This is a genomic window from Bacteroides sp. ET71 (assembly GCF_023336905.1).
Classification (GTDB): domain Bacteria; phylum Bacteroidota; class Bacteroidia; order Bacteroidales; family Bacteroidaceae; genus Bacteroides.
The window spans coordinates 1-3881 of the sequence record NZ_JAMBLS010000069.1 but is presented as its reverse complement, the minus strand read 5'-3'; the positions used below and the strand labels follow the sequence as shown (position 1 = coordinate 3881).

At 45.7% G+C, this 3881-nt stretch carries 4 protein-coding genes and 1 pseudogene; all 5 read right to left on the bottom strand.

The window, feature by feature from the left end; translation table 11 throughout:
• Nucleotides 1-246: 246 nt before the first annotated feature.
• Nucleotides 247-408: pseudogene (locus M3090_RS14985) on the bottom strand (ribonucleotide-diphosphate reductase subunit beta); the annotation flags it as partial.
• Nucleotides 409-468: 60 nt separating this feature from the next.
• On the bottom strand, nucleotides 469-1287 hold the full coding sequence (locus M3090_RS14980; protein WP_249057634.1) for a hypothetical protein: 819 nt from the start codon (nucleotides 1285-1287) through the stop codon (nucleotides 469-471).
• Complete coding sequence (locus M3090_RS14975; protein WP_177608177.1) at nucleotides 1248-1748, bottom strand: hypothetical protein; 501 nt, start codon at nucleotides 1746-1748, stop codon at nucleotides 1248-1250. Before M3090_RS14975 ends, M3090_RS14980 begins: the two co-directional genes overlap by 40 nt.
• Before the next feature lie 57 nt (nucleotides 1749-1805).
• A complete protein-coding gene (locus tag M3090_RS14970; protein WP_177608175.1) occupies nucleotides 1806-2891 on the bottom strand; it encodes a hypothetical protein in 1086 nt (361 codons plus the stop codon).
• 98 nt (nucleotides 2892-2989) lie between these two features.
• Nucleotides 2990-3881, bottom strand: an 892-nt coding sequence (locus M3090_RS14965; RefSeq protein WP_249057633.1) for a phosphoribosyltransferase, incomplete at its 5' end; no start/stop codon positions are given.

The following is a 3881-nucleotide window of genomic DNA, read 5'->3' as shown; positions in this document are numbered from 1 at the left end:
GACGGGAACGGGGATATGCTTGCCGACGGAAATGACGGGCTTTTACATTCCGCTGCTTGGGTCGGGGATTGGAATATTGTATTCTTTGGCATTTATCCCAAGCCTGCAAGTCGCCCAACCCGTTTCCGTGAGTTGCCCAACTCGTTTTGCTGAGTTGCCCGACTCACCGAGCTGAGTTGCCCAACTCACAACTTTGAGTTGCCCAACTCAGCACTTTGGGTTGCTCGACTCTGTGAAATGTTCCTTTTATTCTTTCCCCGTTTTCACCGTCCGTCCCAAGAACAGGCCGGTAACGGAGTTGGCTCCAAGCTGCATCAGCCTACGTTTCATCTGCTCACGGTCTTCCCTTATCCATGTGGCACGGAAGCCGTCAGTGATTTTCAGGCGATGCGAAAGGAGGCTGCAAAACATAAGCAGGCAATCTACCTAAAGTCTAATGACCTATTGGGGTATAATCATATCCGGTAGCTACCGATGCTTTATTTTTTTGAATACTCTTTGTTTGTCATCAATCTCAATCAAACCTGTCTTGCGTATTAAGAACTTGTAAACGATGCCATGGCTCAAAGCTTCTTTCCTATTTTCTTCCCATGCAGGATAACGAAAACAAAGAATCTGTCCGTCATAGCGTTGTTGTATTCTTGGAGGGAATAATTCTGGTTCTACATTGCACACAAGGGTATCTTTGTTTACATACCATCTTCCAATAAGATAATTTCCACCTTCTCTGTCCAGGTTAAAGATATTACCGATATATTCAAAAGTGCCATCAGCGACAAGTTTCATCATCGTCCATACAAGCTCTTCGCCTGCGATATGTAATGTCTGCTGATAGGTTCCGACTAATGTTGAAAGGTAATCCCCTTTTTTTACGGGCAGATGTTCTGTCCTATTATCACCAAGATGCCAACCATTATACGATTTGGGGAAATTCCAAATATGAATATCGGTCTGGGCATCGCTGTTTGCGATACATTCCACTTGAAAAAGGAACGGAAACGCTTCCAACACCTCCAAAACAATAGTATCTCCTCTCAAACACTTGATTGCAAAAACAGTCGTATCTAATGGAATCCTGTTTTGTGGATTACTTTTACAAAATAGATTGTACCTGTACTGCGCTACAATATCCTCTTCCTCCTCCATGTCGTTCACTATATTCCCATGAAAGATGATAGAATCTTGTCCTGTTTGCCCCTTTATTATCAGGGAAGGTAACAATAGCAATATAAGACAAAAAAGTATTCTCATAGATGTTTGTTGCATGGTTGTCTGCTGCCAGTCCATTTGTCTGTAAATCGTTTGCTTCCGGCATATAGTTTCATAACATACGAGATTGTCATTGCCACCACAAGATAAAGTATGATGACTGCGCCAACAATCCAACAAAAGTAGAAATTGTTTTCATTAGACGGTATCATATTCTCCGGCAGAACCCCTGTGCGTTCATATTCCGCTTCGTATGTGCCAAGTGTCGGCAATGAACTAAACCATAATAGGCTCCAAAGGTTAAAAACAGCTTGCAGCAGAAGAGCGGACAACCGACACAACGTATTGCGTATAGCCATGTCATACAATATATAAAGAGGGCAAATGCCAATCAGTGCTATCATGCTTGTCAAAGGTCTGCGGTCGTCATGGGCAATCCATTCCCCCTCTTGCATTTCTATCGCATAATATTCAAAGTATAGAATAATAGCGAAAAGCAAGAAGTATATCGTGAACTTTATGGTATTGGCTTTTCTCATTTTTCTTTCCCATATAGCAATTAAAGTCTTTGAATTAATATTCCCTTTTTTCATTTATCAGAAGAATGAGGAAAGCCTCTTGTCAGTATCAAGAGGAATGTTTACCGCATGATGACGATGCAATGAATCTGAATAAAACCGGACTCTCAGGGAATCACCGGAAATAAGTTCCTTGAGGAACTTCCGCTGGTCAGAGGATAGCGAAGAAGGGGCAACAGGCCAACGGGATTCCTTATGGGAACGTGCCATGACCGCAATCGTATCCTCAAACAGCTTCTGAAATTCCGGATTCTTATAAACAAAAATCCGTGGCATGATAATGTAGCGTTTGGATTCGTTGGGAGAAATGGATTCCGCAGAATCCAGATAATCTCCTATAGAGTCGCTTTCACTCCTATAAATGAGTTCGCTATTCCATCTCTTGGAAGGATTGTTATCAAGCTTATAAATAACTTCATGGGCATAGCCGTAATAAGAAGAATGATCAAGCACTGACAGCCTGTTTTTACCTATGTTATGTATCACAAACTCGACCGGACATCCTATCCACATCAATTTGCCTTTCTTGGAAGAGTAACCGAACACCGGATACAAACCGGTACGGGTTTGAGCAATTTCGTATTCCTGAGCTATGTTCTGATGTATCAAATTCTTGACAGCCTGGATTGAAAAAGCGCATAAAGTAAGCGGCTTTTCAGGGCGGAACTTGTATTCCACGGTTTTACTTTCCGATTCAGGAAACAGCCTGTCTATAATTTCTTCTTTGTATCCCGCCAAAACAAAATCATCCAGCCTTTCTGAATATCCAAATCGGGCATAGCCGATATAAAGGTAGAAACCTTCGCAGTACGGACATTTGATTGTAAATCCCTTGTCCGAGCCTTCAATGCTTATATCTTCTTCATCAGGACAGTCGCCTGCTAACGGAAAGACGCTTTCTCCCGCTGGCTTCCCTCCCTTGGCAAGTTTCACGGACACGATAACCGGGCTTTGGGCACATCCGCCCTTAGCGGAGTCCACGGACATGGTAAGTTCATACATCTGTTTATGAACCTGAATCCTTACGGTATCCCTCATGCTTCCCTTACCATAAGCCATGATAGGGAAAAGCAGGCACAATATGAATGATTCTATCTTTATCATTGTTTTACGTTGTCAATAATGTCATACCATCAGCGGAATCCGCCATCATCCTCTCCAACTCAGAACTTTAGGTTGTCCGACTTTGTGAAATGTTCCTTTTATTCTTTCCCCGTTTTCACCGTCCGTCCCAAGAACAGGCCGGTAACGGAGTTGGCTCCAAGCTGCATCAGCCTACGTTTCATCTGCGTGAAGTTCTCGCCGGTGGACACGATGTCATCCACAAGAAAGACATCGCGTCCCTGAAAATAGACGGGATGGAAAATAAGGTTGGAGAGCTTATCGAGGCCGTGAGTACCTTTCATCTGCTCACGGTCTTCCCTTATCCATGTGGCACGGAAGCCATCGGTGATTTTCAGGCGATGCGAAAGGAGGCTGCAAAACCGAGCGAAACGGGCGGCGTTGCGCTCACGGGTGGCTGCCGGGATGGGGATAAGCACGGCATTGGCCGCCTTTTCCTTGTAGAAAGGCATACGGGCGATGCAGAGGGAGAAGATTTTGGCGACGAGAGCCGCCTGCTGTCCTTCCTTGAAGCGGAAGACCAAATTGCTGGTCTTGCGGTCTTCCACGGCAATGCCCTTGCAGCGCGTGGGGTAATAGTCATGGATGTAGAAGCACAATGCGCCGTCGATGCGCATCTTGCCCTTGAAACGGGTGTTGTAGGGGAAGAACCGGCGCACGAAATCGCTGTCGAAGGTGAAGCGGAGGATGTCGCGCCAAAGGGAGAGCGTGGCCTCATCCTGCACGCGATAGACCTCGCCGTCGATGCTCTCCTTGTCGGCCAGACCGATGCCGATGCACAGGCGGTCATTGAAAGCGTCCTTCGATACGATGTACCAGTCGAAGGACTCGCATATCCGCACGATGTCGCACTCCCGGCTGCACAGGAAATAAAACGTGTTGTCGGGCTTCTGGATTATCAGGAACTCGCCGGGCATCTCGGAGAGGATGAAGTAGTTGCCAACCTGGGCTTCGGGTACTTCATTGAGGGGA